Source organism: Acinetobacter sp. Z1 (assembly GCF_024296945.1).
GTDB lineage: Bacteria > Pseudomonadota > Gammaproteobacteria > Pseudomonadales > Moraxellaceae > Acinetobacter > Acinetobacter beijerinckii.
On the sequence record NZ_CP101115.1, the window covers coordinates 1,325,263 to 1,350,126 of the forward strand.

At 36.8% G+C, this 24,864-nt stretch carries 20 protein-coding genes; 14 read left to right on the forward strand and 6 right to left on the reverse strand.

The annotated features are described in order from the left end of the window. Positions 1-93: 93 nt before the first annotated feature. The gene (locus NGC85_RS06235) at positions 94-2,163 is read right to left on the reverse strand and encodes a TonB-dependent siderophore receptor (RefSeq protein ID WP_254805226.1); all 2,070 of its coding nucleotides are present in this window, start codon (positions 2,161-2,163) and stop codon (positions 94-96) included. A 276-nt stretch (positions 2,164-2,439) separates the two neighbouring features. Between NGC85_RS06235 and NGC85_RS06240 the strand changes: the two genes are divergently transcribed. The 5 genes from NGC85_RS06240 (at position 2,440) to NGC85_RS06260 (ending at position 8,772) form a co-directional block, all read left to right on the forward strand. Further along, the gene (locus tag NGC85_RS06240; RefSeq protein WP_254805227.1) at positions 2,440-4,686 is read left to right on the forward strand and encodes a TonB-dependent siderophore receptor; all 2,247 of its coding nucleotides are present in this window, start codon (positions 2,440-2,442) and stop codon (positions 4,684-4,686) included. A gap of 115 nt (positions 4,687-4,801) precedes the next feature. After that, on the forward strand, positions 4,802-5,548 hold the full coding sequence (locus NGC85_RS06245; protein ID WP_254730381.1) for an IS5 family transposase: 747 nt from the start codon (positions 4,802-4,804) through the stop codon (positions 5,546-5,548). A gap of 294 nt (positions 5,549-5,842) precedes the next feature. Continuing rightward, a complete protein-coding gene (locus tag NGC85_RS06250) occupies positions 5,843-6,040 on the forward strand; it encodes a hypothetical protein (RefSeq protein ID WP_254805228.1) in 198 nt (65 codons plus the stop codon). Positions 6,041-6,371: 331 nt separating this feature from the next. Then, positions 6,372-7,691: an NCS2 family permease gene (locus tag NGC85_RS06255; RefSeq protein WP_005062439.1), complete on the forward strand. Its 1,320-nt coding sequence runs from the start codon at positions 6,372-6,374 to the stop codon at positions 7,689-7,691. Positions 7,692-7,773: 82 nt separating this feature from the next. Next, positions 7,774-8,772 carry an adenosine deaminase gene (locus NGC85_RS06260; RefSeq protein WP_254805229.1) on the forward strand — a complete coding sequence of 333 codons (999 nt, stop codon included), beginning with the start codon at positions 7,774-7,776 and terminating at the stop codon, positions 8,770-8,772. A gap of 41 nt (positions 8,773-8,813) precedes the next feature. Here the strand turns inward: NGC85_RS06260 and NGC85_RS06265 are convergent, their stop codons facing one another. After that, on the reverse strand, positions 8,814-9,368 hold the full coding sequence (locus NGC85_RS06265; protein ID WP_254805230.1) for a cytochrome b: 555 nt from the start codon (positions 9,366-9,368) through the stop codon (positions 8,814-8,816). A 213-nt stretch (positions 9,369-9,581) separates the two neighbouring features. Between NGC85_RS06265 and NGC85_RS06270 the strand changes: the two genes are divergently transcribed. Next, a complete protein-coding gene (locus NGC85_RS06270) occupies positions 9,582-9,956 on the forward strand; it encodes a hypothetical protein (protein ID WP_254805231.1) in 375 nt (124 codons plus the stop codon). Between the two features lie 365 nt (positions 9,957-10,321). Further along, positions 10,322-10,888 carry a ribonuclease HII gene (rnhB, locus tag NGC85_RS06275; RefSeq protein ID WP_254805556.1) on the forward strand — a complete coding sequence of 189 codons (567 nt, stop codon included), beginning with the start codon at positions 10,322-10,324 and terminating at the stop codon, positions 10,886-10,888. Positions 10,889-10,966: 78 nt separating this feature from the next. Here the strand turns inward: rnhB and csrA are convergent, their stop codons facing one another. The 3 genes from csrA to alaS all read right to left on the reverse strand — a co-directional run bounded on the left by csrA (position 10,967) and on the right by alaS (position 15,877). Then, positions 10,967-11,230, reverse strand: coding sequence for a carbon storage regulator CsrA (csrA, locus tag NGC85_RS06280; protein ID WP_005054698.1), 264 nt, complete (start codon positions 11,228-11,230; stop codon positions 10,967-10,969). 247 nt (positions 11,231-11,477) lie between these two features. Continuing rightward, complete coding sequence (locus tag NGC85_RS06285) at positions 11,478-12,758, reverse strand: aspartate kinase (RefSeq protein ID WP_005054697.1); 1,281 nt, start codon at positions 12,756-12,758, stop codon at positions 11,478-11,480. 428 nt (positions 12,759-13,186) lie between these two features. Then, positions 13,187-15,877: an alanine--tRNA ligase gene (alaS, locus tag NGC85_RS06290; RefSeq protein ID WP_254805232.1), complete on the reverse strand. Its 2,691-nt coding sequence runs from the start codon at positions 15,875-15,877 to the stop codon at positions 13,187-13,189. A 181-nt stretch (positions 15,878-16,058) separates the two neighbouring features. Between alaS and NGC85_RS06295 the strand changes: the two genes are divergently transcribed. The 6 genes from NGC85_RS06295 to NGC85_RS06320 all read left to right on the forward strand — a co-directional run bounded on the left by NGC85_RS06295 (position 16,059) and on the right by NGC85_RS06320 (position 21,716). Next, entirely contained in the window at positions 16,059-17,084 is a 1,026-nt protein-coding gene (locus NGC85_RS06295) for a type I glyceraldehyde-3-phosphate dehydrogenase (protein WP_254805233.1), read from the forward strand. 30 nt (positions 17,085-17,114) lie between these two features. Further along, the gene (locus tag NGC85_RS06300) at positions 17,115-17,426 is read left to right on the forward strand and encodes a hypothetical protein (protein WP_254805234.1); all 312 of its coding nucleotides are present in this window, start codon (positions 17,115-17,117) and stop codon (positions 17,424-17,426) included. A gap of 90 nt (positions 17,427-17,516) precedes the next feature. Continuing rightward, positions 17,517-18,581 carry a hypothetical protein gene (locus NGC85_RS06305; protein ID WP_254805557.1) on the forward strand — a complete coding sequence of 355 codons (1,065 nt, stop codon included), beginning with the start codon at positions 17,517-17,519 and terminating at the stop codon, positions 18,579-18,581. Between the two features lie 204 nt (positions 18,582-18,785). Further along, entirely contained in the window at positions 18,786-19,952 is a 1,167-nt protein-coding gene (locus NGC85_RS06310) for an ATP phosphoribosyltransferase regulatory subunit (RefSeq protein ID WP_254805235.1), read from the forward strand. A gap of 56 nt (positions 19,953-20,008) precedes the next feature. Beyond that, on the forward strand, positions 20,009-21,328 hold the full coding sequence (locus tag NGC85_RS06315; RefSeq protein ID WP_169111153.1) for an adenylosuccinate synthase: 1,320 nt from the start codon (positions 20,009-20,011) through the stop codon (positions 21,326-21,328). 76 nt (positions 21,329-21,404) lie between these two features. Continuing rightward, positions 21,405-21,716, forward strand: coding sequence for a putative quinol monooxygenase (locus NGC85_RS06320; protein ID WP_254805236.1), 312 nt, complete (start codon positions 21,405-21,407; stop codon positions 21,714-21,716). Positions 21,717-22,046: 330 nt separating this feature from the next. Here NGC85_RS06320 and NGC85_RS06325 read toward each other — a convergent pair whose 3' ends face one another. Next, entirely contained in the window at positions 22,047-23,048 is a 1,002-nt protein-coding gene (locus NGC85_RS06325) for a YafY family protein (protein WP_005062410.1), read from the reverse strand. A gap of 214 nt (positions 23,049-23,262) precedes the next feature. Between NGC85_RS06325 and NGC85_RS06330 the strand changes: the two genes are divergently transcribed. Further along, positions 23,263-24,816, forward strand: a complete 1,554-nt coding sequence (locus tag NGC85_RS06330; protein ID WP_254805237.1) for a circularly permuted type 2 ATP-grasp protein — start codon at positions 23,263-23,265, stop codon at positions 24,814-24,816. The last annotated feature ends 48 nt before the right edge of the window (positions 24,817-24,864 follow it).

Sequence of the window (24,864 nt, forward strand, 5' to 3'; positions counted from 1 at the left end):
TTTTAATACATATATGATTGATACCTATTTCATTTTACGTTTGCTTCAATAAATTATCTATTTAATTAATAATCTTACCCCAAAATGTATAGGTTAGAACTTCTTCTCAAGTGTAAATTGGAAAGAAGGAGTACCTTCATTTATCCTAGCTTGATATAGACGACCATCTGTTTGATTGGTTAAGCGTTCTTTATAGTCTGTAGCCAATATATTGTTTAGGTTCAAACTGGCAGCCCAATCAGCGGGTAAGCGTTTGGTTGCACTTAAATCCAAGCTAAAACGTTGATTAGTCGTACGATTATAGGGTTGTTCATCTAATGCACGAGTAAATTCTGGTGTATAACTTAGATTGATGCTACTTGAAATTTTCCACGGATTGTAACTATATGATAATCCTGTATTTATATTATATGGAGCAACATCGCTGACTAATCGTTGATTATCTTGTTCATCTTTTATTTTTGCGCGTACAGTAGAAACTTGACCATTCATCATAAATGAATGTCCCGCATCAGTTTGTTTTAATGCATATCGTCCAGAAAACTCAACACCATATGTTGTTGCCTTATTTTGGTTTTGTGGACGTTCTACATATCTCGTACCTTCGAGTGCGATCACTTTCTCGATGTAATCTTTAATTTCGCGATGATATGCTGTTAAGTTAATGCCACCTTTCTCTGAGTCATAGGCAAGTGTTGACTCGGCTGCACGAATTTTCTCAGGTCTAAGAAATGGATTTCCACCACGATCAGGATTATTTAATGTGCCTGCATCGCTGTCTGTTGAAACTGTGACATTTGGAATCAAACGATCAGTATTTGGACTCTTAAATGCTTGGCTTAAGTTGGTTTGAATCGACCATTTATCATTTAAGTCAAAACGGTAAGCAAACACAGGACTTAAATGCTGATCTTGATACTCAACTAATCCGTTACGATCTAACCACTCTTGACGAGCACCAATGGTTATTGTTTGATGATCGGTAAATCGCCAACTTCCTTCGCCATATACAGCAAAACGTCGCTCATCTATACTTTTACTGACATTGCTGTCGAGTTGATTACTACGCGTATCAAAACCGAATTTGATTTGCTGCTTAGGATCTAACTTACGCACGCCATCATAAGCCAAGCTATATTCATGAATTGTTTCATCCGTATATATAGTATTTAAAAGAGTGCGCGTGAGTTGAGTCTCATTTTGCTTTTCAAATGAAAAGCGAACTTTATCACTCAAATCTTTATCTTTACGTTCATAACGTGTACTTAGTCGAATACTATCGTTTTTATCGTCTTGTGTTTGATTCGCTGAGTAGCCATCCATTTTGATGTCACGATAGAATAATTCAGCAATTAATTTTTGTTGATCATCCAAGTCGTATTGTAAACGTGGTGAAAACATCAACATACTTCGATTTATCGTTCGTAATTGTTCACGTGTACCAGTTGTTGTTTCAGTTTTTGTAAGAGATGTATTATTGATCCACATTTGGTTTGCTGAAACACTATAAGACCACTGATTTTCACGACCATCAGCTTGAAGATTTATTTGTTTTCGCTCATTTTTTTGTTGACCATTGTCTCGTAAGCCATAACCTAATTTGGCTGTACCATTTAAACGTGTATCTAAAGGTTCTTTTAAAATAATATTAATCACGGCTGAGGAAGCTACCGAAGCTTGAGCAACACTTGGTTGTTTTACAACCTCAATCCTCTCGATCATTTCTGGTGTAATGGTATCAATAATCGACATTCCACCGCGAGGTCCACCTTGGACAGGTTCACCATTAATTAAAAATGTAGGTGCTCCACCGCCACGAAAACGCATGCCCGAAGCTCCACCGCCTCCACGCGGACCTTGCCCAAAGCTTGGTAATTGAAATCCTGCGGCACGGCGTAATGCATCCATGACAGATTGATCACCATACTTTTGCATTTCTTCTCTAGTTATAATTGTTTTAGGAACAGCACTAATATCATCATCTTGTTGTTTTTTGGGTTCAGGTGATGCTTTGAAACTAAGGGTGGGTAAAACTTGTGTAGTCGGTTCCGCTGTAGGTAAAGTTGTATTGGTATCATTTTCAACAGCAATAATTGAAGAACTTATAGTAAACAATGCTGAGCTTAATACACTCAACTTTCCAATATAGAGTGGATGTTTCATTGCAAATACCCCGAAAAATCAATCAAATTATTTTGTGTGTAGCGTAATGTAAAATTATGTAGAAAAATCGAATATATAACGGATAACTGAAAAATAAAAAATGATGGCTTATCTAAGTGGATGATACATTTCTAATATTCTTTATATGAATAATAAAACATCAATAGAACTTAATTAGTGCAAAATATGATGAAAATGAGAATTATTTTTATTAAAATTGTATCGCTTATATTTTTTTAATCTTTTTTAAATTTTTGTCTGATTTTTGGAAATTTTATGAACTTTTTACACACTGGCGGGAATAGTAAACCTATTTTTAAGCTAAGTTTACTCAGTCTAATGTTGATTCAAGCTCAAATTGTTTTAGCGAATGAAGCAAATACTCAAACTGCTGTCATGCCAACCATCAAGATTGAAGCAATGAGTGAACTCGATCCAATCAAGAGCTATATCGATTATGAACAAGCCAGTGTGACACGTAATGGTTTAAAGAAAAAAGATATTCCTCAAACCATTGATACAATCGATGTTCAAAAATATAAAATCTATGGTGCAAATGATCTGAGCGTGATGTTACAAGGTACGCCTGGTGTATCTACAAGCTACGATATGCGTGGTGATGGCATTAATTTACGTGGATTTAATGCGGATACTGGGGATATTTATCGTGATGGTATTCGTGAAAGTGGCCAAGTACGAAGAAGTACAGCAAATATTGAGCGTATTGAAATTTTAAAAGGTCCTGCTTCAGTTTTATATGGACGTAGTTCGGGCGGTGGCGTAATCAATATGGTCAGTAAATTTGCCAATTTTGATTCGAAAAGTTCAGTCGGAATGTATGCAGGTTCTTATGATAACTACGGCTCTACAGTTGATTTAAACCAAATTATTTCTGATAACTTAGCCGTTCGATTAACGGGGGAGTATGGAGAATCTGATAGCTTCCGTTCGGGAATTGAAAATAAAATTGAAATGCTGTCACCAAGTTTTACTTATAAGAATGATGAGGGTTTAACATGGACGATGCAATATACCTACGATAAATTGCATCGTGTGCCAGACCGTGGGCCATCTTATACAGCACTTCCAAAAGGAACTTCGATTAAAACAGGTTTTGCCCAAGAGGGGGACTATGTAAATGATGTTTTACAAGTTGCTCGTTCAGATTTGAATTATGAGTTTGCACCTAACTGGAACTTTCATTGGGCATTGAGCTATCGTCAAACAGAGCAGAATTTTGATCATTTTTATGCAGGGACATATTGCGCTACAAAATCAACGACGAGTAATGGTGAAAGTAGTAAGTTGAGTGATAGTAATTACACTCCTGAAGAGCAAAGACGTTGTTTCAATAATGTTGGTAAAATTTCACAGACTTATTATTGGCAAAAGACAAATAATAAAACGACAAGTAATACCTTTGATATTCGAGGTGAATTTAATACTGGTACTTTAAAACATAATGTTCTAGTTGGTGGGGATTGGACTTATGAACAGCGTGAACCTGTATTAGCAAATAAGAATGCAAATGGTTTAAGAATTGATGGATTTTACGATCCATTGACTGGAGCGCTTACGCAAAAAAATCGTGATTCAGCTAAAGTAATTAATCAGCATAACTATAACCAAGGTGAAGGGTATGGCTTATTTATCCAAGACTTAATTAGTTTTAATGATTATTTTAAAGTGATGTTAGGTGGTCGTTATGATTATTTCCATTCACAAACAACGAATAGATTAAAAACAAGTAATGACAAAGATTATCAGCGCAGCATAGAAGGTGAAAGTTTTAGTCCTAACATCGGTTTAATTTGGCAACCTGTAGAAAGCCAAAGTCTTTATGTATCTTACAGTAAAAGTTTTGCTCCTTTTGGTGGACGTGTAGGAGTAAGTGTTGTTTCAGCGAATACAAATGTGGATGCTTTTGATGCAGAGCCACAATATAACGAACAATATGAAATTGGTGTAAAAAGTGATTGGCTGAATGATCGTTTAAATACTCAACTTTCTGTTTTTGATATTCGGAAAAATAATATTCGTTATCAACCTGATCCAGACAATAAGCCAAATGAGTGGGTTGTTGGTGGACAGCATCAATCGAAAGGTGTCGAGTTTAGTTTTATTGGACGTGCTTTAGATAATGTATTCGTTCGCGGTGGTTATAGTTATATTGATGCTGATGTGACAAAAGACAATAAGACCGCAAACATTGGAAAAGTATTGAATAACACACCTCGCCACACAGGAAACTTATTTGTTCGTTATTTACCGACAGATAAGATTTATGGGGAAATAGGCGCAACTTATGTTGGGGATGCAAAAATTTACTCTAATGGTAATTTAGATAATAAACCTTATGACTTAGAAGGATTTACAAGACTAGATGCTGCTATAGGTTATAGTGCAGATCCTTGGAATTTGACTATTGCAGTTAATAATTTAACAAATAAAGAATATTGGCGTTCAGATTCTATGCCAGGTACACCACGTAACTTCTTAGTGCGTTTGAATTATCAATTCTAATTTAATGACGTTACTGTAATTCTAAGCACTTTTGACTAGGGTCTGTTGACATTTGCTGTGCAAAAAAATAGCGAGAAAGTAAAATTCAATCGCCAAACCAAATTTACTCCTCGCTATGACTCGTACAATGCTGAATGATCAACACTGGTTAAAGCTGAAATCTATTGTCCACAATTTGGGGATCTACCTCAAACATAATCTTCGAAATTTTATTGAAGCCATTCTCTATAGAATTAGAACAGGTTGTCCTTGGCGAGATTTACCTGAATCTTTTGGTAAGTCCAACACCATATTTAAACGATTCACCAGGTGGTCTAAAGATAATAAGCTACTAAAAATATTTAAATTATTATCAAAACATGCTGATCTAGAATGGGTGTTTATTGATGCTAGCCATATTCGAGCACATCAACATGCTACAGGACTCAAGGATCAAGCTATTTCAAGAAGCATCGGTGGAAACAGTACTAAAATCCATTTAGCTGTGGATTCAAATGGGAACCCAATCCAATTTCTCATTCATGATGGCACCACCCATGATGTGAGTGTTGCACCTGCATTAGTCGATAGCATTGATTTAAAAGATACCGATGTGCTTTGTGCAGATAAAGGATATGACTCAGAATTATTGAGAGAGCAGATAGAAAAAACAGCGACTAAAGCAAATATTCCAAAGAAATCCAATACACGATCGAACAATGATTATATGGACTGGCACTTATATAAAATCAGGCACTTAGTGGAGAATACCTTTGCTAGACTCAAGCAATTTAGGGGAATTGCAACACGTTATGACAAGCTAAAGCGGAACTACGAAAATTCAGTTGCTTTAGCCTGTATATTTATTTGGCTACCGCTATGAAATGTCAACACACCCTATTCAAAAGTGCTTTTTTATTTCTAAGTGATGAAATTAATAGTTTTTCTAATAAATAGATATAATTTATATCTATCCTATTGAATTATATAAAATGCCATTGCTAAAAATGCTGGAATATTCTAGTATCTAATTGGGTGAAAAATGTACAGAATTAAAGTATAAACAACTATATAATTGTGACTTATTTTTAATTTGTGATTATTTAATGTTAATTGGTTCTCATTTTTGTTCCCTTTTGTTAGTATTAAAGAAAAGCATACATTAGAGATAATAATAATGAAGATCGTAATTACCTTACTTGTCGTTTGTTCAGTGTTTATTTTGGGTTATGCGAGCTATGTCGATTCTCAAAATAAAAAGCGTCAAGAACTTATAAAAATTGTGAATGATGCAGAACATAGTTTGAAAGCGATTCAACATAATCCAAACTATGTGAAGCACGCAAATCTTTCAACGTATCAACAAAAAAATTAGTTGTTGCTATGCTTTAGATTTTTCACATTAATGTTCATCTCAGTTTTGGTGAGAGTAGGGCTTTGATGCTTTTTTATCGAGTGATGCTCACGTCGTGAATAGAATCTGTTAAAATATTTACCATTAAATAAAAAGCTGCATATGAATATGCAGCTTTTTACATTTTGAAAACGGATTCAAATTTATCACGTTGTCTGAGTAACAGGTAAAAACTGGCATATAGATTGCTTAGTAGCCTTGTATACCAATTTGTGTACATTCAAAAAATATTTGATACACAAGCGTATAGATTTCACATTCTACGATCTTAGATTTTAACAGGTACTATGGTATGACAACGCCTAATGCTTCAGTTGGTTTGTTAGAGCGCTTATTTAAGCTCAGCGATAACAAAACCAACTTTAGAACAGAAGTTCTAGCAGGTGTAACCACATTTTTGACCATGTGTTACATTATTATTGTAAATCCACTCATTCTTTCTGAAACAGGAATGGATCATGGTGCTGTATTTGTTGCAACCTGTTTGGCTGCTGCAATCGGATGTTTGGTCATGGGGATTATTGCAAATTATCCGATCGCACTTGCACCAGGTATGGGCTTAAATGCGTATTTTACCTATTCAGTGTGCTTGGGTATGGGTGTGCCTTGGCAAACAGCACTTGCAGCGGTCTTTGTTTCAGGTTTAGTTTTCTTAGCAATCAGTTTTTTCAAAATCCGTGAAGCAATCGTTAATGCCATTCCAATGTCGCTTAAATTTGCAATTGGTGGCGGTATTGGTTTATTCCTTGCATTAATTGCACTAAAAAATGCAGGAATAATTGTTGATAATCCAGCGACTTTAGTTGGTTTAGGCGATATTAAACAACCTACAGTATTGTTGGCACTCTTTGGCTTTTTGATGATTGTTGTTTTACATCAGTTTAAAGTCCGTGGTGCAATCATTATAAGTATTTTAGTGGTTACTGCGATTGCGACCGCTTTAGGTTTAAATGAATTTAAAGGTGTGGTTGGTCAAATTCCTTCTATCGCACCAACATTCATGCAAATGGACTTTGAAGGTCTGTTTACTGCAAGTATGGTCGGCGTTATTTTCGTCTTTTTTATTGTTGATTTATTTGATAGTACAGGTACTTTGGTTGGTGTTTCACATCGTGCAGGGCTGCTACAGGATGGTAAATTACCTCGTTTGAAGAAAGCATTATTTGCTGATTCAACAGCGATTGTTGCAGGTGCTGCTTTAGGTACATCTTCAACTACCCCTTATATCGAATCAGCTTCTGGTGTTGCTGCGGGTGGACGTACAGGCTTAACAGCAGTTGTTGTGGCATTCTTATTCATTGGATGTCTATTTTTAGCGCCACTTGCTCAGTCAGTACCAGGATTTGCAACCGCACCAGCACTGTTATTTATTGGCGTGCTCATGATTCAAGGTATCACTCAAATTGATTGGGAAGATATTACTGAAGCTGTTCCAGCATTTTTAACCATTGTATTTATGCCGTTCACATATTCAATTGCTGATGGTATTGCAATGGGCTTTATTAGTTATGCACTAGTAAAATTATTTACAGGTAAAGCAAAAACAGTACCTTATATGGTTTGGATTATTGCAGCACTTTGGGTATTTAAGTTTGTTGCATTTGGTGGTTAAACCACTTAAAAATCATTAATAAAACCTTTAAAGGGTGTACCTCATTAGGCAACACCCTTTTTTATTTAGACGTGGAGTTAATATGAATCAAGTCGAGCTGATTCGTGCTTTACCCAAAGCCGAATTGCATGTGCATATTGAAGGGACTTTTGAACCAGAATTGATGTTTGCTATTGCACAGCGTAATCAGATTCAGATTCCTTACCAATCTGTTGAAGAAGTGAAACAAGCTTATAATTTTCACAATCTTCAATCTTTTTTAGATATTTACTATGCAGGCGCAAATGTGCTGGTGCATGAACAAGATTTCTATGACCTTGCTTGGGCATATTTTGAAAAATGTGCTGAAGACAGAGTCGTGCATACCGAAATGTTCTTCGATCCGCAAACGCATACGGAGCGTGGGGTTGCATTCGCTACTGTATTAGATGGTTTGAAACGCGCTTGTAAAGATGCGAAAGAAAAGCTAGGTATCAGTTCCCAATTAATCATGTGCTTTTTACGTCATTTAAGTGAAGAAAAAGCATTTGAAACGCTAGAGCAAGCATTACCATTCAAAGATGACATTATTGCAATCGGTTTAGACTCAAGCGAAGTTGGACATCCTCCTGCAAAATTTGAACGTGTTTTCGCGAAAGCACGTGAAGCAGGTTTCTTGATCGTTGCACATGCAGGTGAAGAAGGTCCACCTGAGTATATTTGGGAAGCTTTGGATTTACTCAAAGTGAATCGTATTGATCATGGTGTTCGCTCAGAAGAAGATGAGCAGTTAATGACGCGTTTAATCGCAGAAAAAATGCCGTTAACCGTTTGCCCTTTGAGTAACTTAAAGCTTTGTGTCGTGAACGATATGGCTGAGCATAACATCCGCCGTTTATTACAAAAGGGTGTACACGTTACGGTTAATTCGGATGATCCTTCATATTTTGGTGGTTATATGAATGATAATTTTATCGCGATTCAAAATGCTCTAGATTTATCAAATGACGAATTAAAGCAACTGGCAATTAATTCTTTTGAAGCATCATTTATCTCTGAAGAAGAAAAGCAAAAGTGGATTGATGAAGTAAAGAAAGTTTAAAATAAAAAAAACCGCGTGAAGCGGTTTTTTTATCTAACAAATTACTTAGGTTGTTTTAACATGCTCAATAAAACATTATCTTTATCAATTATATGGTGTTTAATCGCTGCTAAAACATGCCCTGCAATCAATAATCCTGCAAACCATGATAGGTAAATATGTATTGGTTTAACAATCGCTAATAGGTCAGGATTGTCTTGTACTAAGCGAGGTATTTCAAATAAGTATAAAACAGGTGCAGGGTGTCCAGCACTCCAACTAAATAAACAGCCAGTGATGGGTAGTGCAAGTAACATGAGGTAGAGTGCGAAATGCCCAATATGAGCGAACGTTTTCATCATGGGTGACATGGTATTTGGTAATTCAGGTACAGGATGGGTATAGCGCCAAAATATTCGGATAACCACTAAAAAGATAATCGTTGTAGCAATATTTTTATGTAAGGTAATGACATCACCTTTGAAACTTCCATCAACTTCATAGCTTAAAAAATTCCCACTATAAAATCCAATAAGCCATGCAACGATAAAAATAGCGGCCATGAGCCAATGTAATACTTGTGCTGTGCGAGTGTAGTACTGTGCTGAGGTTGACATCGCAACATCCTAGCTGTGATATGAGTCATTCAATTCTAAATATCGTTGATAATTCCTCATACGGCGTATGTGTAACAGAGCGTTTTATGCTTGAAACGCTTAAATGTTGATAGCTCGATGTTTTATTATGTAACTTGTCTACAACGTCATTTGATTAAATCTAATGGTTGTGCAAAATACGCCTGAAAGAATGTTATCGACAGGTTTAAAAACATGAAAAAATTACTATTCGTTGTACCTATGTTATTAGCTCTAAATGCTTGTGTTGCACCAAATGCAAATAATTCGACAGCTACGACATCTCAACAGCTTGGTATGGCAGCTTTAAAAGTCGCTGTGAATGCAAAATGTATTAATGAAATAAACACTTTACCAGTATGGAAAACAGCAACACGATTAATGACTGTCGAGCAGCGTGAAACTATTCAAACCAATGTATGTGGATGTGTCAGCGAAAAAGCACCGAATAGTGTAACGGCAGTAGAGCTCGCTACAGCTGCGATTGATCCTACAGCACGCGCAACAATTGTTAATCAAGTGGTTTCTGAAACTGTGAATGCTTGTGTGGCTGAAGTTCTAAACAAATAACTACCATAAAATAAAGTAGATAGGACTGAGCTTGATTCAGTCCTGCTATTCATATTAAGTTTATATCCATTTGTAATGGCATACTATTTTAATCACTTTATATCATAAACTTATAAAAATACTTAGAACTAGGATAGGTTTTAAGATGTATAAAATGAATTTTAAATGTGTCGATAAAATACCCCTTTAGTTTTATTTGTGGCCGAGCTTACTCTAGTCGTTGTAAATACAAAAACAAAAATATATTAAGTGGCATTGCTGTTGCAAAAACCATGAATGCTTCAGTATCAGAAGTGCTAAAATAATACAGTTTAAATAAGTTTTAGTTGGCTGCTCCGAAGCAGCTAATTTTTGTGAGTAATATAATGTTTGTTGCTGGTGTAGATGAGGCCGGACGAGGGCCTTTAGTGGGTTCAGTTGTCGCTGCTGCTGTTATTTTAGATCCAAATAATCCGATCGAAGGTTTAAATGATTCTAAAAAGTTGACTGAAAAAAAACGTGAGAAACTTTTTTTAGAAATACAAGAAAAGGCACTTGCTTGGTCAATTGCTGAAGCAACACATGCTGAAATTGATGAATTTAATATTTTACAAGCAACTTTTTTAGCAATGCGTCGTGCTGTTGAAACATTAAAAATTCAACCTGAAAAAGTCATTGTTGATGGTAATCAAATTCCTAAAGGAATTGAGATTGCTTGTGAAGCAATTATAGGCGGAGATGCAACGCATGCTGAAATTAGTGCAGCGAGTATTTTGGCAAAAGTAACACGTGACCATCAAATGAAAGCGTTGGATTTAGAATATCCAGATTTTGGTTTTGCTAAACATAAAGGTTATCCAACTAAGGCTCATTTTGAAGCAATTGCATTACATGGGGTAATTGATCAACATCGTCGTAGTTATGCACCGATTAAGAAAGCACTTGGATTATAAGAATTAAAATACTTAATCCAAAAATAATTAAAGCGACTATTATTAGTCGCTTTAATTATTGGAGAAGAATTCTGTACATTAACGATTAAAGTTATTATGTTGAGTAAAATCGCTATTCTCTTCTTCATATGAATGTTGATAGTCTTGATCAAGATGTTGTAAATGCTCATGCATAGCACGTTCATGTTGGATACGTTGGTAAATTTCCTCACGATGCACAGAAACTTCTTTTGGAGCATTTACCCCAATACGCACCTGATTGCCTTTTACGCCAAGCACAGTAACACTGACTTGATCCCCAATCATTAATGTTTCTCCGACACGACGGGTCAGAATCAGCATGTTTATCTCCTTGCTAAACGCTTAAACTTGCGACAGGGAATTCATTGTTCGAAAGCACAGCCTTAATATACAGAAAATTAGAACAGAAATATGTAAAAAACAGTTTTTTTCGTAAATTCTGTTCAGACTATCTGAAAAACCTCATGGCTTAATATAACAGAGCCACTGTAATAAAAACTATAGTGGCTCTGTTTTTTTTACTATTTACTTGAAATTAAAAAAGTAAATATACTCAATGAGCTATTAATTAAGCACGTACACTGCTTTCGCCATGTTCACGGTCTAAACCAAAAGCTGTATGTAAACAACGTACCGCAAGTTCTAAATAGTTTTCTTCGATGATGACTGAAATTTTAATTTCAGAAGTAGAAATCATCAAAATATTAATACCTTCATCAGCTAATGCTGAGAACATTTTGCTTGCTACGCCAGCATGCGAACGCATACCAACGCCTACAATAGAAACTTTTACGATGTCATCACGAGTTACAACTTCACAACCTTCGATACTGCTTGCAGTTTGATCTAAAATTGCGTTAGCTTTTGCTAAATCGTTGCGATTAACTGTGAACGTAAAATCAGTTGTACCATCTTCTTCAACATTTTGGATAATCATATCCACTTCAATGTTGGCATCGCTGATTGGCGATAAGATTTTAGAGGCAATACCCGGTTCATCAGGAACACCCAAAATTGTTAATTTTGCTTCATCACGGTTAAATGCAATACCTGAGATAATTGGTTGTTCCATATCGTCTTCTGCCTCAGTGGTAATTAGTGTGCCTACATTTTGTTTGAATTCGTCATCAAATGCGCCATCATCATCATTATCAAAGCTTGATAATACACGTAATGGAACTTGATATTTACCAGCGAATTCAACAGAGCGAATTTGTAAAACTTTTGAACCTAAAGATGCCATTTCAAGCATTTCTTCAAAAGAAATACGATCAATTTTCTTCGCTTTAGGTGCAACGCGAGGATCAGTGGTGTAAACACCATCTACATCGGTATAAATTTGGCATTCATCAGCTTTCAATGCCGCAGCAAGTGCAACACCTGACGTATCAGAACCACCACGACCTAAAGTAGTGATATTGCCGTTGGCATCAAAACCTTGGAAACCAGCAACAACAATGACACGACCAGCATCTAAATCAGTGGTCATGACATCAGTATCAATCGACTCAATACGTGCTTTAGTAAAAGCGCTATCTGTTTTAATACCAACTTGACGACCTGTATATGACTTAGCTTCTACACCAATTGAATTAAGTGCCATAGCTAACATAGAAATCGTTACTTGTTCACCCGTTGACACCATTTGATCTAATTCACGTGGGTCTGGGGTGCTGGTAATGGCTTTAGCAAGCGCAAGTAAGCGGTTAGTTTCACCACTCATTGCTGATACAACCACAACCACTTTATGGCCATGGTCATGCCAACGCTTGACACGACGAGCAACATTTAAAATGCGCTCAGGAGTACCCATTGAAGTACCGCCATATTTTTGAACGATTAATGCCATAACTATCCTTACCAATTAAACAAGTCTAACGACTTAAGGCACTTACACATATTTGAAGACCAGATTTAACTGGAAACTTCAACATACCACGCAACTCGTAAACTTCTCCTTTGTTAGAGGCAGGAAGTCTATATTGATATTCTCTCTCAGACAGTTTAATTGCCTGAATCTTGCCTTTGGAATTCCACAATGTTATTCCTGTCAATGGTTTAAACTTAACCAGAGACGTTTAAAGCGAATCGTTACAGCTTTTGTTACTGTAATTCGATTGAATAATTCAGTTTTGATCATATTTCTTTTAACATAATCAAATGGCATAAACTCACAATAGGGCAGCGGCTTGGTTAGTGCAGTAAGCTGATAAAAGTACTCGCATAACTGTTTAACTCAAAAAACCGCACATCCTATAATTCGTTTATGCATTGCACTTATTGTTCAAGCCAACTAGGAAGAGCAGCCATCACTTGCTCAAACTTGTCATTTAATGGTGCGCCACCTTGTGCTAAATCTGGTTTACCACCACCTTTACCACCAAGTTCTTGAGCTAAGTGCTTGATAATGTCGCCTGCTTTTAACGTGGAAGCATATTGCTTAGCGACAGACGCGATTAAACTCACTTTGTCACCTTCAATGCCAGCTAAAATAATGACTGCATCTTCTAATTTTGATTTTACGCTGTCATGAAGATTGCGTAATGATTTGGCATCTAAACCTTTTACTGATGTGATAAGTGTTTGACGGCCAGCAATTTCTTTCACTTGATCTAAAAGTTCAGCCGCTTGAAAGCTCGCTAACTTTTGGTTCAATTGTTCGATTTGCTTTTGAAGACTTGATGCAGTTTCAACAATCGCTTCAACTTTCTCAACTGTTTGGTCTTTTTGAGCTTTCAATAAACCGTTGATGGTTTGGATATCAGTTTCTTCTTTTTGGACAGCCTCTAGTGCTTTTGTGCCAGTCACAGCTTCAATACGACGTACGCCCGCAGCGACACCACCTTCGGATGTGATTTTGAACAAACCAATGTCACCCGTGCGTTTAACGTGTATACCACCACACAATTCGATTGAGAAGTTTTTATCTTCAATCACTGAACCCATTGAAAGTACGCGAACTTCTTCGCCATACTTTTCACCAAACAGCATCATCGCACCTTTGGCTTTTGCTGACTCGATATCGAGCAGTTCAGTCGTTACAGGGCTATTTGCAATCACTTCTGCATTAACTAAACGTTCAATCTGTTGTAATTGTTCGAAAGAAACAGGTTGGTCGTTGGCAAAGTCAAAACGTAAAATATCGCTTGCAACAAGTGAACCTTTTTGTTGTACATGCTCACCAAGAATCTGACGTAAAGCTGCATGGAGAAGGTGAGTAGCAGAGTGATTACGCGCAGTTGCTGCACGAATATCTGCTTTAACCGTTGCTTCAACATTTTGAGTTGCTTTGAGGCTACCCATGGTCACGATACCCTGATGGACAAATGCACCACCAGATTTTTTAGTATCTTGTACTTCGAAGATACCGGTATCGTTTTTGAAGATACCTGTATCACCGATTTGACCACCACTTTCTGCATAGAAAGGGGTTTGGTTCAATACAATCAGTGCTTCGTCACCTTCGTTAATTTCATCAACTTGAACGCCATCTTTGTAGATCGCAACAATTTGACCTTGACCATTTGTTGCATCATAACCATCAAATTGAGTTTCGCCTTCAACTTTAACGATGTTGTTATAGTCAACTGCAAACTTACCAGCATCACGTGCACGTTGGCGTTGTGCAGCCATTTCAACTTCAAAACCAGCTTCGTCAATGGTCAGATCACGTTCACGTGCAATATCAGCAGTTAAGTCAGTTGGGAAACCGTAAGTATCATAAAGTTTGAATACAGTTTCACCTGCAATTACATTACCTTTCAGTTGCGCTAATTCACCTTCTAATAACTTTAAGCCTTGCTCAAGTGTTTTAGCGAATTGCTCTTCTTCTTTTAGTAGTTGCGCTTCGATGCGTGTTTGCTGTGCAGCAAGTTCTGGATAAGCTTCACCCATCACTTCAATTAGCGGCTGCAACATCTTGTAGAAGAATGAACCTGTTGCACCTAACTTGTTACCATGACGTACTGCACGACGAATGATACGACGCAACACATAACCACGTCCTTCATTAGAAGGATTTACACCATCAGCAATCAAGAAAGAACATGAACGTGCATGATCCGCAATAACTTTAAGAGATGCAGGATATTCAACTGGTTTATTTTGTGCTTTTGCTTCAGCTTCAATTGCTGAGGTATCTAAACCAATAATGTCAGCTGCTGCTTTTAATAAGTGTTGAAACAAATCAATTTCATAGTTTGAATTGACGTGTTGAAGTACCGCAGAAATACGCTCCAAGCCCATACCTGTATCTACAGATGGTGCTGGAAGAGGGTGCATCACACCATCCGCAGTACGGTTAAACTGCATAAATACGTTGTTCCAGATTTCGATGAAACGGTCGCCATCTTCTTCAGGAGAACCAGGTAGACCACCCCAAATATGGTCGCCATGATCATAGAAAATTTCGGAACATGGACCACATGGGCCAGTGTCACCCATTGCCCAGAAGTTATCAGAAGCGTATAGACCACCCTTATTATCACCAATACGGATAATACGTTCTGCATCAATCCCGATTTCTTTATTCCAAATATCAAAAGCTTCATCGTCAGTATGATAAACAGTGACGTATAAGCGATCTTTTGGTAAGCCTAACCATTGTTCACTGGTTAAAAATTCCCAAGCAAATTTCAATGCATTTTGTTTGAAATAATCACCAAAAGAGAAGTTACCTAACATTTCAAAGAAGGTATGGTGACGTGCAGTGTAGCCTACATTGTCGAGGTCATTGTGTTTACCGCCCGCACGAACACATTTCTGAGATGAAACTGCGCGTACATAATCGCGCTTTTCGAGCCCCAAAAAGCAATCTTTAAACTGGTTCATACCTGCGTTGGTAAACAGCAAAGTAGGATCGTTGGCGGGAACGAGTGAGCTCGAAGCGACACGTGTATGCCCTTGCGATTCAAAGTAACGCAAAAATGCTTCACGAATTTCAGCTGATGTCATAAAACGAGTACTCACAACCAAGCGTCCATAATTTTAAAGGTGCTAAATTATAACGGAAAATACCTATCCGACCAACGATTTTACAAGCAATATCATATAAAACTGTGATTAAGCTAAAAATCTATATTCAACAGCGCGCTTCATGTTTTACCATATAGCATATAAATGATGATGTTTTTATGAATAAGGGCTCTGCATGCAACGTATCGCTATCAATGGATTTGGTCGAATTGGTCGAAATGTATTACGTGCATGGTTTGAAAATCCAAAACAGTTCCAATTTGAAATCGTTGCAATCAATGATATTGCGGATGTGCAAACCTTAGTTCATTTATTTAAATATGACACGACACACGGACGCTTTGCAGGACAAGTTGAAATTCAAATTGAAAATTCAGATATTTTTCTTAATATTCAATCCAATCAGCGTCAGTTAAAACTGCAAGTTTTTAAACAATCCGAGCCTGAGTTATTGCCTTGGAATAATTTAAATATCGATGTTCTACTTGAATGTACAGGCTTATTTCGTTCAAGAGTTGATGCAACCAAGCATATTAATGCGGGTGCGAAACGCGTCATTATCGGTGCTGCACCTTTTGACTCAGTAGATGCTGCTATCGTGTATGGCGTCAATCACAATGATGTGAAATCAACTGATCAGATTATTTCAAGCGTGTCTTGTACCACACAGGCATTAGTGCCATTGGTTAAAATAATTGATGATGCTTTTGGTATTGATACTGCACTAATGACTGAAATTCATGCGGTCACAGCAGATCAATCTGTTTTAGATCATGCCCATCGTGACTTACGACGTGCACGTGCTTCAGGTCAAAATATTATCCCAACGACTTCAAGTGCATTAGGTGCTTTAAAACAAGTCATGCCAAAAATGGAAAATCGAATTGATGGATATTCAATTCGAGTACCTACAATAAATGTGGCAGCTATTGATCTCACTTTTGTTTCGCATTCACCGATTACTGTGCATAAAGTGAATGAAGTTTTGACTAAAGCGGCTCAATTTGATTATGCGCAAATTATGCAAGTAACGAATGAGGATCTAGTCTCTAGTGATTTTAATCATTCACCCTATTCTTTAATTGTTGATTTGACACAAACCATGGTGGTTGGGCATCAAGCTAAGGTTTTTGCGTGGTACGATAATGAGTGGGGTTATGCAAATCGCCTTTTAGATTTGTGTGAGTCATTTTGTGATTAAATCTTTATAAAAATTCATTTGGGGATAAAAATGACATTAATTTTGATTTGGGGTTTTATTATATTGCTTGCAGTTGCGATTGCTTTCTTGTTTTGGTTCCAGTTTAAAAGCAATAATTTGGTTCAAAGTACTCAACAGGTTCTTCAATTGGAAGAAAAAGTGATTCATTTAGAATTACATTTAAAAAAAGGATTGGAGATCATGCAAGATATGGCTAAAAAAATGCATGTTCAACAAGAGGTTTTAGATAAAACGATTGCAAATATTGCAGCTTTAGAAAATCAGAACGCTGAGTTGGTGAATGTTTTGGAAATAGTTGTTAAAAATAACGCTAAAAAATAATAATTTAAAATCTTAAAATTTATTGTTTGGTTTAATAAATCACTTTGTTATGATTCGAGATGCTTAATAATTTATAAATGTATCAGGATTATATGGACACTATTTAAAAAAAAGATAACAGGATGCTTTGTTTTATTTTCTGGATTACTCTTAACTGCTTGTGGTGGAGGTGGGGGAAATTCGCAAGCAAAGAGTACTGAAAGTGATGAAGCAATCTATCAAGTATATTATCAAAAACCGATTATATCCGAGGGTTATATTCCTGAGTCTTTTGAAATCACCAAGTATTCTATAAAAAATAATGAAATCAACTTTACAAAATCGCGTAATGCACCATTAGATGAACGTATTCTTACTGAGCAAAAAGTTTTTGAAATAAATACGCCACAAACAAATATTGTAAAGAGAGCTTCACCTACAGTTTGGACATATGAGCGCCTACCTGAACTTAAGCAGAATCTAAATTTTGAACTAGTAAATTTAGGTGGGGAAAATATATTTGATCGTGTGTTGCCAGGCTATCGTGATAATATAGATTTCAACAAGATGGATGATCGTTTTAATAAAGAACTCATTGCCTTTAATCAACATTATAAAAATTCAGTTTTTCCAAATGGAAGTATTTGTTATCGGCTAAAGCAAACACAATGGAATCAGCCTTATATTGAATCTTTCTCCACATTTAATTCATTTCCATCATTTAAGGAACAGAAACAGCAAATTCTTTCTCGTTACAATAACTTGGCTGAAAATAAAAAGTACTTCAAGCTTATAGATACTCAATGGCATGGCTATAACTTAATTTCTTTAGAGAATTTAGAAACAGGCAAAACACAAAGTGAGCTTGGAAATAGTGAAGATCAAACTGCCAACATTCAATTTATTCCAAGTACTTTGTGGGATGTAGATAAAAATTTAGCTTATGAGCAAAGCCATCTTCTTCAAGCTTCTGATCCTGAAAATTCGATTGAGAGTTTATTTGTACATGAGCAAAAAATGGAAATTGCCAAGCTTGAAAAAAGTTGCTTTGCATATAATTCAACAGCAATTAATGCTGTAAAAAAGTTAAATCTGATCAATTGGAAACAAGGGGATAGTTCAGGTATTGGGCAGTTCTTTGGAATGAGAACTTGGATTTTTGAGCCAAATTCCTAGTAATAATCTATTGAAATTATTAGTTAATCATGTAAAGGCTGTTTATTTTTTATAAGGTGGAATAAGCAGTTTTTCTTCAAATTCTCAGGTGCATCATGTAAATCTTCATGCTACACTACGCTGAATCGGGCATTCACCCGATTTTTTTATGTGGTTGCTTTTTACGTAGATCGTTCTGCGTTAAACAGATTTTAGGTTTGAAACATGACCATTTCAGAGACATGGTTGCTCCCTGATGGGGTAGCAGATGTATTGCCCGAACAAGCGCAAGTGGTTGAAACTTTGCGTCGAGAAGCTTTAGATTTCCTCGCAGTTCGAGGTTATCAATTGGTTTATACACCATTTATTGAATACATCGAATCGTTGTCTTCATTATCAGAATCCAATCAAGATTTAGATTTAGTCACCTTTAAAGTTATAGATCAACTTTCTGGGCGCTTGCTTGGTGTGCGTGCGGATATGACACCGCAAGTTGCGCGTATTGATGCACATGTTCGTCCGATTGAAGGTGTGGCTCGTTATTGCTATGCAGGTACAGTCCTTCATACAAAACCGCAAAATTTCAATGCAACACGTGCGCCTTTACAGTTAGGTGCTGAACTATATGGTCATAACAGCATCGAAGCAGATGTTGAAATGATAGATGTGATGTTGGCTTTAATCGAACATACGCATAATTTGCACGGTGTTCATTTGGATTTAGGTCATGTTGGTTTATTCCGTAGTTTAGTAAAACGTGCTGGACTAAATAAAAATACTGAAAGCGTACTTTCTGATTTATATCAGCGTAAAGCTTTACCAGAGCTAGAAGAATTTACAAAAGATTTAGCAATGGGAACAGATTTTTATGCTTTAGGTCGCTATGCCAGTGATTTAGATGCATTACAGACACACTTAAGCCAAGATATTTTAAATGATGTCGAGTTTAAAAATGAATTCGATGCATTGAAAACAACATTTGCACAAATTCAATCACGTTGGCCAAGTCTAAATATTGGTATTGATGTGATTGAATTACGTAGTTATCACTATCATACAGGTTTAATGTATGCCATTTATGCGCCAAACCGCGCTGCGCCACTTGCTCAAGGTGGTCGTTATGATGGAATTGGTGAGCATTTTGGACGTTCACGTCCAGCAACAGGATTTAGTTGTGATTTATATGCTTTAGGTGCGACACAATTTGTTGAAATTGAAACAATTGTTGCGCCAAAAGGTAGTGATCAAGATTTATTAAATACAATTGCAAAGACACGTCGCCAAGGTTTATGTGTGGTGCAATTGCTAGGTAATGACGATTTAAGCTCAGTACCATATGCGACCCATCAAATGGTGTCTCAAAATGGTCAATGGGTGATTGAGAAAATTTAATTGCCGAGCTAAAGGCTTGGTTTCCAATTTTAACAGCATGATGTAATGAGGCTATTATGGGCAAAAATGTTGTGGTACTTGGTACCCAATGGGGCGACGAAGGAAAAGGTAAAATCGTCGACCTGCTCACAGATCAAGCGGCTGCGGTCGTACGCTATCAAGGCGGACATAACGCAGGGCATACTCTTGTCGTAGGTGGTAAGAAGACTGTATTACACCTCATTCCATCAGGTATTTTACGTGAAAACGTATTGTGCTTAATCGGGAATGGTGTCGTTCTTTCTCCTGAAGCGCTAATCAAAGAAATGGCAATCTTGGAGCAAGAAGGCGTACCTGTTAAACAACGTTTACGTATTTCTCCAAACTGTCCACTTATTTTGCCGAACCACATTGCACTTGATCAAGCACGTGAAAAGAAACGTGGTAATGCGAAGATTGGTACGACAGGTCGTGGTATTGGTCCTGCATACGAAGATAAAGTTGCGCGTCGTGCTGTACGCGTTGCTGACTTAATTCGTGGTGGTGCGTTACTTGAAGAAAAACTTCAAGAAATGTTAGAGCTACATAACTTCCAACTTTCGCAATTCTATGGCGTTGAAGAAGTTAAGTTTGAAGATGTACTGGCACTTTGTAACGAATGGCGTGAAGTACTTGCGCCATTAGTGATTGATGTGACTAAAGTGCTACATGATTACCGTAAAGAAGGTAAGGCAATCATGTTTGAAGGTGCACAAGGGTCATTACTTGATATCGATCACGGTACTTATCCTTATGTAACAAGTTCGAACACAACTGCTGGTGGTGTGAGTTCAGGTTCAGGTATGGGTCCATTACATTTAGATTATGTATTGGGTATTACTAAAGCATATACAACACGTGTTGGTGCTGGTCCATTCCCAACCGAGTTACATTATGATGCATCTACCGATACAGGTGATGCTATTGGTCGTCATTTAGGTACTGTCGGACATGAGTTTGGTGCGTCTACTGGTCGTCAACGTCGTTGTGGTTGGTTCGATGCTGAAATCTTACGCCGTTCGGTTGAAGTAAACTCATTATCTGGTATTTGCTTGACTAAACTTGATGTATTGGATGGTTTGGAAGAAATTAAAATCTGTGTTGGTTATGAAGATGTTGATTCAGGCTGTGCAGGTTCTTCTGATGCGATTTCATTTGAAAGTTTAAAACCGATCTATGAATCAATGCCAGGTTGGAGTGAATCAACTGTTGGCTTAACTCAAATTGATCAACTTCCTGCAAATGCGTTGGCTTATGTAAAACGGATTGAGCAGTTAATTGAATGTCCAATTGATATCGTTTCAACTGGTCCTGATCGTGCAGAAACAATTGTATTACGTCATCCATTTTCAGCATAAGCTGATGTGGTGATTGAAAAGCTCTCATGAATTTGAGAGCTTTTTTATGGAAAAATTTTAAAAAATCGAAGACAACATGACATTAAAATTGATTGCCGAAGACTTTATTCAACCAGAACACCTTAATGCAGTTTTACCTCTGTATCAGGAGCTTGTTGAAAAAACTAGATCTGAATCAGGTTGTATTGCTTATGATCTTTATCACGATCACAAACAGAAAGGACATTTTGTTTTTATTGAGGAATGGATGAGTCGCGAAGCGCTGGATTTACATGTACAGTCAGAGCATTTTCAACGCTTAGTGCCGTTAATTGATAAATATCAGATACAACCAGGTCGTTTTACTCATCTACATCGTTTCGAAGTTTTATTATCCAATAAAGAATAAGCTGATTTTTACTGGAAGATCAGCAATAGCAAAAAATCAGCTTTTGATTCCAATCTTTGTTATTTCACAGCTAAAAAAATTCTGGTTATATTAGCTTTACATTCAAACAAAGAGGGCTTTAACGATGACGAAAAAGAGAATCCGCTACAATGGTTATGAATTAGCGTGCTGATGTTAATTAAAAATCAATGTGCTTAAAAGGTACAAACCAATTTTGATCAGGCGGGGAGAAAAGTTGGTTTGAACATTTTATAAAAATAAAAAAATTATTTTTAACAATAAAAATTGATAAATTACGAAGAGAACCGAAAGGTTCTCTTTTTTATTAGATTATTCTTCAACTTCTCTCACTGCATTATAAGCAGCGGCAGGTTCAATATTAAGCAGTTTCTTTCCAAAACTTCTTAACCACCAAACCAGTTGAGAAGTGAAAGGAACTGTTGCACTAACCTCAACAATATTTTCTTCTAATGGTGTAATTGTTTGATCTTTGCTTAATTGACTCTCATAAAAACTTTGAGCTGTACTTTCAGTCATCGTTAGCTTTAATAGAATCTGTTCTGTAGGTTTACTATAATCAACACGGAAACCAAGTGCACCTGATTCAATATAATTATCAATATCAAAATTTACAGGATGTAAGGCACGACTATCTAAGACTATAGCTGCTTTAAAACGGTGCAGTGCAAAAGTTTGAACTTCAGTTTTATCATTTCGAGTACAAATCAAATAAATCACTGCACCTTTTTGAACCAATGCAAGAGGGTTGAGAATATAGGTTTTATCTTCACCTTGATTTATTCTGGCGCGATAAACACATTCAATTTGTTTATCTTGTAACAATCCTTCGTAAATTGCTTGTTGCGCATGTTTATCGACCATAGGTGGAATTAAGGGTTGATTTGCAGGGACAATTCGTACTCGATTAATCCATTGTCTGACATTATTTTGTGTAGATAAGCTGCGTTTTGCTAAATCAAACCAAGGTGTCATTTCTTCAAGAAGACTAGGTGGAAGTAGGTGGCGTAAATGCTCTTCAACCATCATGAAGGTTACTGCTTGTGAGCTGGTCATGTGTGGCAAACTTTGAATCGGAGCATCAGAACGCCAACGCCAGCCTTGCGGCACAGTCTTATTGCTTTCAATTGGAAAGCGTTGAGCAATTTGATTTAAATCACGCTGAATCGTCCGAAGACTGATTTCAATGCCTTCTCTTTCTAATATTTCTTGTAATTCACGAGTACCCATCCATTTCCCAGTCGATAAACGAGAAAGTATCTGCCACTGGCGATAAAGACTATTAGACGTTTCTTTTTCTTGTATGGATGACATAGGCGAATAACTAAATTGTTTGATCTAAAGCAGACACAATAAAAAAACTCTTTGTATTTAGCAAGCCCATCTGATCTAGATTACTCATTTACGACTGAATCTAATTCACATTTAGTTGAATATCTGAGACTTAATAAATGAAAAATTAGAATTTGTATAAGTGGCATTGAAATTGCTTATTAGATATATGAATAAATGATGAGACGAGGTTTCTATGACAGAACAAGAGCACAACCTACATATCAGCACAGATTATTACGCGCCAGATCAAACGGCTTCTACGGTTTCAACGGATTCGTCTTCATTTATTTCTCAGCTCAGTGTGAGTACCAATTTGTTTGAGCAACTTAAATCAGAGTTTTTTAATGAGATGTTGGATGATAAAAGCTTTAACGGAGAGGCTTCAAAAAAAATTGAACAATGGTTAAGCATTCGAAGTTTAGATGAATTAAAAACATTGGGAACCCAAGCCAAGCAACATTTTTTATATCAAGGTATTACTTTTAATGTTTATGGTGATCAAGAGGGAACAGAACGTACGATTCCTTATGACCTGATTCCTCGTGTGATTGAAAAAAAACAATGGGAGAAAATTTCTACAGGTTGTGAGCAACGTGTTAAAGCACTTAATTATTTTTTAGACGATATTTATCACGCTCAACATATTTTAAAAGAAGGATTAATACCTGCTCAGCAAGTGATGATGCATGAAGCCTTTCAACCACACATGTTGAAACATCATCTTAAAGGAAAAATTTACTCTCAGATTAGTGGTATCGACATTATTCGTGATGGACAAGGTGATTTCTTTGTATTGGAAGATAATTTAAGAACACCTTCTGGTGTCTCATATATGTTGGAAAGTCGTAAGATTAGTCAAAAGCTGATGCCAGATCTATGCACTACAAATAATTTACAAAGCATTGAACAATATCCAATGTTATTAAGAGCAATTTTGGAAGAAAATGCGCATGTTGATAATCCATTAATCGTTGTTTTAACACCAGGTCGATTTAATAGTGCTTATTATGAACATGCATTCTTAGCGCGAGAGATGGATGTTCCTTTGGTAACAAGTCGAGACCTATTTGTTGATGATGATAAAGTATTTGTGAAAACAGTTCGTGGTCGTCAACAAGTGGATGTAATTTATCGCCGGGTTGATGATGAATTTCTTGATCCATTAACATTCAAGCCTGATAGTACTTTGGGTGTAGCAGGATTGATGTCGGCGTACTTGCAAAATAATGTTGTGATTGCGAATGCACCCGGCACTGGTGTTGCAGACGATAAATCAATTTATCCATATGTAGATAAAATGATTGAATTTTATTTAGGTGAGTCTCCTATTTTAAGTAACGTTCCAACTTATCAGTGCCGTGATCATGATCAATTAGATTATGTGCTTGGTAATCTAGAAAAACTTGTAGTCAAAGAAGCTCAAGGTTCTGGCGGATACGGCATGCTGATTGGGCCACAAGCTGATTCACAACAAATTGAAGAATTTAGACAAAAAATTATTGAAACACCACACCTATATATCGCGCAACCAACTTTGGCTTTATCTGTTGCTCCAACGCTAACCACAGATGGAGTCGCAGAACGGCATATCGATTTACGTCCATTCGTATTGAGCTCTCCGTATCGTACTGAAATTGTTCCTGGTGGACTAACCCGTGTGGCAATGCAAGCAGGGTCGCTGGTAGTCAACTCATCTCAAGGCGGTGGAATTAAAGATACATGGGTGGTGGAGACGTTACGTTCATAAACCTTTCTGACAGACTCTAAGCTTCGGGCACACATCACACTTGCTGAG

Coding starts and splice junctions, on each gene's coding strand:
- NGC85_RS06295 (WP_254805233.1), top strand. CDS start 16,059: ATGCAACGTATCGCTATCAATGGATTTGGTCGAATTGGTCGAAATGTA.
- NGC85_RS06325 (WP_005062410.1), bottom strand. CDS start 23,048: ATGTCATCCATACAAGAAAAAGAAACGTCTAATAGTCTTTATCGCCAG.
- NGC85_RS06250 (WP_254805228.1), top strand. CDS start 5,843: ATGAAGATCGTAATTACCTTACTTGTCGTTTGTTCAGTGTTTATTTTG.
- NGC85_RS06240 (WP_254805227.1), top strand. CDS start 2,440: ATGAACTTTTTACACACTGGCGGGAATAGTAAACCTATTTTTAAGCTA.
- NGC85_RS06315 (WP_169111153.1), top strand. CDS start 20,009: ATGGGCAAAAATGTTGTGGTACTTGGTACCCAATGGGGCGACGAAGGA.
- NGC85_RS06235 (WP_254805226.1), bottom strand. CDS start 2,163: ATGAAACATCCACTCTATATTGGAAAGTTGAGTGTATTAAGCTCAGCA.
- NGC85_RS06270 (WP_254805231.1), top strand. CDS start 9,582: ATGAAAAAATTACTATTCGTTGTACCTATGTTATTAGCTCTAAATGCT.
- NGC85_RS06265 (WP_254805230.1), bottom strand. CDS start 9,368: ATGTCAACCTCAGCACAGTACTACACTCGCACAGCACAAGTATTACAT.
- csrA (WP_005054698.1), bottom strand. CDS start 11,230: ATGCTGATTCTGACCCGTCGTGTCGGAGAAACATTAATGATTGGGGAT.
- rnhB (WP_254805556.1), top strand. CDS start 10,322: ATGTTTGTTGCTGGTGTAGATGAGGCCGGACGAGGGCCTTTAGTGGGT.
- NGC85_RS06320 (WP_254805236.1), top strand. CDS start 21,405: ATGACATTAAAATTGATTGCCGAAGACTTTATTCAACCAGAACACCTT.
- NGC85_RS06285 (WP_005054697.1), bottom strand. CDS start 12,758: ATGGCATTAATCGTTCAAAAATATGGCGGTACTTCAATGGGTACTCCT.
- NGC85_RS06255 (WP_005062439.1), top strand. CDS start 6,372: ATGACAACGCCTAATGCTTCAGTTGGTTTGTTAGAGCGCTTATTTAAG.
- NGC85_RS06300 (WP_254805234.1), top strand. CDS start 17,115: ATGACATTAATTTTGATTTGGGGTTTTATTATATTGCTTGCAGTTGCG.
- NGC85_RS06245 (WP_254730381.1), top strand. CDS start 4,802: ATGACTCGTACAATGCTGAATGATCAACACTGGTTAAAGCTGAAATCT.
- NGC85_RS06310 (WP_254805235.1), top strand. CDS start 18,786: ATGACCATTTCAGAGACATGGTTGCTCCCTGATGGGGTAGCAGATGTA.
- NGC85_RS06330 (WP_254805237.1), top strand. CDS start 23,263: ATGACAGAACAAGAGCACAACCTACATATCAGCACAGATTATTACGCG.
- NGC85_RS06260 (WP_254805229.1), top strand. CDS start 7,774: ATGAATCAAGTCGAGCTGATTCGTGCTTTACCCAAAGCCGAATTGCAT.